General features: G+C 70.8%; 5 protein-coding genes. All 5 read left to right on the top strand.

Going from position 1 to position 4183, the window contains the following annotated elements:
* On the top strand, positions 1-209 hold a 209-nt coding region (locus tag IQ216_RS12070; protein ID WP_304523984.1), incomplete at its 5' end, for a rod shape-determining protein MreC.
* A 25-nt stretch (positions 210-234) separates the two neighbouring features.
* Positions 235-765 (top strand): rod shape-determining protein MreD, encoded by a 531-nt coding sequence (mreD, locus tag IQ216_RS12065; protein WP_193815648.1) that lies wholly within the window; start codon positions 235-237, stop codon positions 763-765.
* A complete protein-coding gene (locus tag IQ216_RS12060; RefSeq protein WP_370561616.1) occupies positions 756-2087 on the top strand; it encodes a sugar ABC transporter substrate-binding protein in 1332 nt (443 codons plus the stop codon). Before mreD ends, IQ216_RS12060 begins: the two co-directional genes overlap by 10 nt.
* 148 nt (positions 2088-2235) lie before the next feature.
* A complete protein-coding gene (gene rpaB / locus IQ216_RS12055) occupies positions 2236-3015 on the top strand; it encodes a response regulator transcription factor RpaB (protein WP_228007455.1) in 780 nt (259 codons plus the stop codon).
* Between the two features lie 60 nt (positions 3016-3075).
* On the top strand, positions 3076-4183 hold a 1108-nt coding region (locus IQ216_RS12050), incomplete at its 3' end, for an amino acid--tRNA ligase-related protein (RefSeq protein WP_193815646.1).

Here is a 4183-nt window from a genome sequence, read left to right as displayed (position 1 = left end):
GGCCCGTGCTGCGCTTCATCGATCGGGATCTCACGGTGCGGCCCGGTGACGTGATCGTGACCTCCCCGGCCAGCACCCTTGTGCCCCCCAACCTCACCGTGGGAGTGGTGCAGACGGTGGATGAGGACGCGGTGCCGGCCCCGGAGGCCGTTGTGCAGCTCAGCGCCCCCCTGGACGCGGTGGACTGGGTGCAGGTGAGGCCGCAGTGAGCGGCGCCCGGGCGGAGACCGGCCGATGAGCGGCCTGGCTCGCCAGCGCTGGTGCGCCGCCACGCTGCTGCTGGTGCCCCTGCTCAGCCTGGGGTCTCAGGCCCTGTTGCAGCTGGCGGGGGTGGGTCCCAGCTGGGCGGTGCTCTGGCTGTTGCCCTGGTCCCTGGTGGATGGGCCCTGGTCGGGGATGCTGGCGGGGCTGATGCTGGGCCTGATGCTCGATGCCCTGCAGCTCGGCCCTGTGAGCCAGATTCCGGCGCTGCTGTTGCTGGGCTGGTGGTGGGGCCGGCTGGGACGCCGCCATCCCCGGCTGGAGCGCAGCTTCAACCTCGGCCTGCTGGCCCTGCTCGGCACGGCCCTGCTCGGCCTCAGCGTGATGCTGCAGCAGCACCTGGCGGGCCAGCTCGGCGCGGCTCCCCTGCACGTGCTCATGGCCCAGACCCTGCTCACCGCCCTACTGGCGCCCATGCTGTGCTCCCTGCAGCTGCTGCTCTGGCGCCTGCAGGTTCCTGGACTGCGCAGTGACGTGATGGGAGGCGGAACCCGATGGCCTTGAGGCGGCGCGAGCTGTTGCGACTGCTGGCGATGGCCGGCGCTTCGGCCGGGCTCAGCGGAGCCCTGGGGGCCTGCGGCGGCCGCGGCGGCGGTGGAGTCGGCCCCGATGGCCGGCGCGAACTGAACGTGTGGACCCTGGATCTGGCCCCGCGCTTCAACGACTACCTGGCGGCTGTGATCGCGGCCTGGGAGGCCCAGAATCCCGGCATCCGGGTGCGCTGGACCGATGTGCCCTGGGGCTCGGTGGAGCGCAAGCTGCTGGCTGCCGTGTTCGCCCGCACCGCTCCGGATCTGGTGAACCTCAACCCCCCCTTCGCGGCCAACCTGGCCAGCAAGGGGGGCCTGCTCGACCTGGAGCCCGTGCTGCCGGCGGGGGCCGAGCAGCGCTACCTGCCGCGGATCTGGCAGGCGGGGCAGCAGGACGGCAGCCAGTTCGCCATTCCCTGGTACCTCACGGCCAGGATCACGATGGCCAACCGGGAGCTGCTGCAGCAGGCGGGCTATGCAGCGCCACCGAGCCGCTGGGACCAGGTGCCCGCCTATGCCGAGGCGGTGCGGCGCCGCACGGGCCGCTATGCCCTGTTCACCACCGTGGTGCCCGACGACTCGGCCGAGCTGCTCGAGTCGATGGTGCAGATGGGCGTGCGGCTGCTCGATGACCGCCGCCGGGCCGCCTTCGACAGCCCCGCCGGCAGACGGGCCTTTGCGTTCTGGAGTGATCTCTACCGCCGGGGTCTGCTGCCCCGCGAGGTGGTGAGCCAGGGCTACCGCCGCGCCATCGAGCTCTACCAGTCGGGCGATCTCGCCCAGGTGTCCACCGGGCCGGATTTCCTGCGCAACCTCCAGACCAACGCCCCCGGCATCGCTGCGCGCACCGGCCCCTTCCCACCCCTCACCGGCGCCGATGGCGCCGCCAACGTGGCCGTGATGAATCTGGTGGTGCCGAAGCAGAGCGCCATGGCGGCGGCGGCGGTGAGTTTCGGCCTGTTTCTCACCAACGCCGACAACCAATACCGCTTTGCTGAGGAGGCCCGGGTGCTGCCCTCGGCCGTCGCGGCCCTGGAGCGGCTGCAGGCCAGCCTGCGCCAGCAGGAGAGCGGCGCCCCCGCCGAGCAGCAGCTGGTGGAGAACGCCCGCCTGCTCTCGGCCACCACCCTGGAGCGGGCCCAGGTGCTGGTGCCGGCGATCCCGGGCATCAAACGACTGCAGACGATCGTCTATACCCAGCTGCAGCGCGCCATGCTGGGCCAGAGCGACAGCGACACCGCCCTGGCGGCGGCGCGGCAGGAGTGGGACCGCTACGCGGCGTCCCGCTGGCCCTGAGCCCTGTAGCAGCAGCGCCCCCTTCTGTCTGTTTCTGCAGAAATGCTTAAGCCTGGGCAGAACGGAACTGCCGGAGCCGATCTGGGGGATGACCTTTCGCCTCTCTCAGGGGTATGGTTGCGATTCTTCATCCCCAGGCGCTGCGCCCATGCCCTCCGCGGACATGTCGATCACGCCAGCGGAGCCCAAGGCCACGCTGCTCGTAGTCGACGACGAGGCGGCCGTGCGGCGGGTGCTGCTGATGCGTCTCCAGCTGGCGGGCTACCGCGTTCTCTCTGCTGAGGACGGCGAAGAGGCCCTCACGCTTTTCCACCAGGAGCAGCCCGATCTGGTGGTGCTCGATGTGATGCTGCCCAAGCTCGACGGCTTCGCCGTCTGCCGGCGGCTGCGGGCCGAGTCGTGCGTGCCGATCATCTTTCTCTCGGCCCTCGATGCCATCGCCGAGCGGGTGTCCGGCCTCGACCTGGGGGCCGACGACTACCTGCCCAAGCCCTTCAGCCCCAAGGAACTCGAGGCGCGCATCGCCACGATCCTGCGGCGGGTGGGCCGGGGCTCGGCTGCCAGTGAGCCCAGGGAGCTGCCCAGCGGCAGCGGCGTGCTGCGGCTCGGAGACCTGGTGGTGGACACCAACCGCCGCCAGGTGACCCGCGAAGGCGACCGCATCGCCCTCACCTACACGGAGTTCAGCCTGCTGGAGCTGCTCTTCCGCGAACCCGGCCGGGTGGTGCCCCGGGCCGAGATCCTCGAGCAGCTGTGGGGCTATCCGCCCCGCCGCGCCGCGGACCTGCGGGTGGTGGATGTCTACGTGGCCCGCCTGCGGGGCAAGCTGGAGCCCGATCCCCGCAACCCGGAGCTGATCCTCACGGTGCGGGGCACCGGCTACGCCTCCCAGCGCCTTGGCGACGTGGGCCTCAGCGCCGCGGGCTGAGCCCAGCCGCAGCTGGGCTCCTCTCCTGCAGGATGGCTGCCAGCTGAGATCTTCATCCCCTTGTCGGAGCTGCGCAAGACCCGCCTGGAGAAGGCCCACACCCTGGCTGAGCTCGGCAAGGGGCCCTACGCGCTGCGTTTTGCCCCCACCCACCGCACGGCCGACCTGCAGGCCACCTACGCCGACCTGGCCAACGGCGCCGAGGATGGGACCCCGGTGTGTGTGGCCGGTCGGGTGATGACCCGCCGGGTGATGGGCAAGCTCGCCTTCTTCACCCTGGCCGATGAGAGCGGCCCGATTCAGTTGTTCATCGACAAGGCCACCCTGGCGGCCAGCGATCCCGAGGCCTTCCAGCAGCTCACCTCCCTGGTGGATGCCGGCGACCTGATCGGCGTGGAGGGCAGCCTGCGCCGCACCGACCGCGGCGAACTCTCGGTGAAGGTGACCGGCTGGACCATGCTCTGCAAGGCCCTGCAGCCCCTGCCGGACAAGTGGCATGGCCTGGCGGACGTGGAGAAGCGCTACCGCCAGCGCTACCTCGATCTGATCGTCTCCCCCCACACCCGTGAGACCTTCCGGCGCCGGGCCAGGGCGATCGGCGCCCTGCGCCGCTGGCTCGACGAGCGCGGTTTCTTCGAGATCGAGACCCCGGTGCTGCAGAGCCAGCCCGGCGGCGCCGATGCCCGCCCCTTCGAGACCCACCACAACACCCTCGACCTGCCGCTCACCCTGCGCATCGCCACGGAGCTGCACCTGAAGCGCCTGGTGGTGGGCGGCTTCGAGCGGGTCTATGAGCTGGGCCGCAWCTTCCGCAACGAGGGGGTGAGCACCCGCCACAACCCGGAGTTCACCTCGGTGGAGGTGTACCAGGCCTATGCCGACTACACCGACATGATGGAGCTCACCGAGGCGTTGATCGCCCATGTGTGCCAGGAGGTGTGCGGCGGCACCGTGATCCCCTACCAGGGCAGCACGATCGACCTCACCCCCCCCTGGCGGCGGGCCACCATGCATGAGCTCGTGCAGCAGGCCACTGGGCTCGACTTCAGCCTGTTCAGCAGTCGGGAGGAGGCCGCCGCCGCCATGGCCGCCCTGTGTCTTGAGGTGCCGGCCCTGGCCGATTCAGTGGGCCGCCTCCTGGTGGAGGCCTTCGAGCAGCGGGTGGAGG

The sequence above is a fragment of the Cyanobium sp. LEGE 06143 genome, assembly GCF_015207535.1.
Classification (GTDB): domain Bacteria; phylum Cyanobacteriota; class Cyanobacteriia; order PCC-6307; family Cyanobiaceae; genus NIES-981.
The sequence above is the reverse complement of the archived record's forward strand: the minus strand, read 5'-3'. Positions and strand labels throughout refer to the sequence as shown.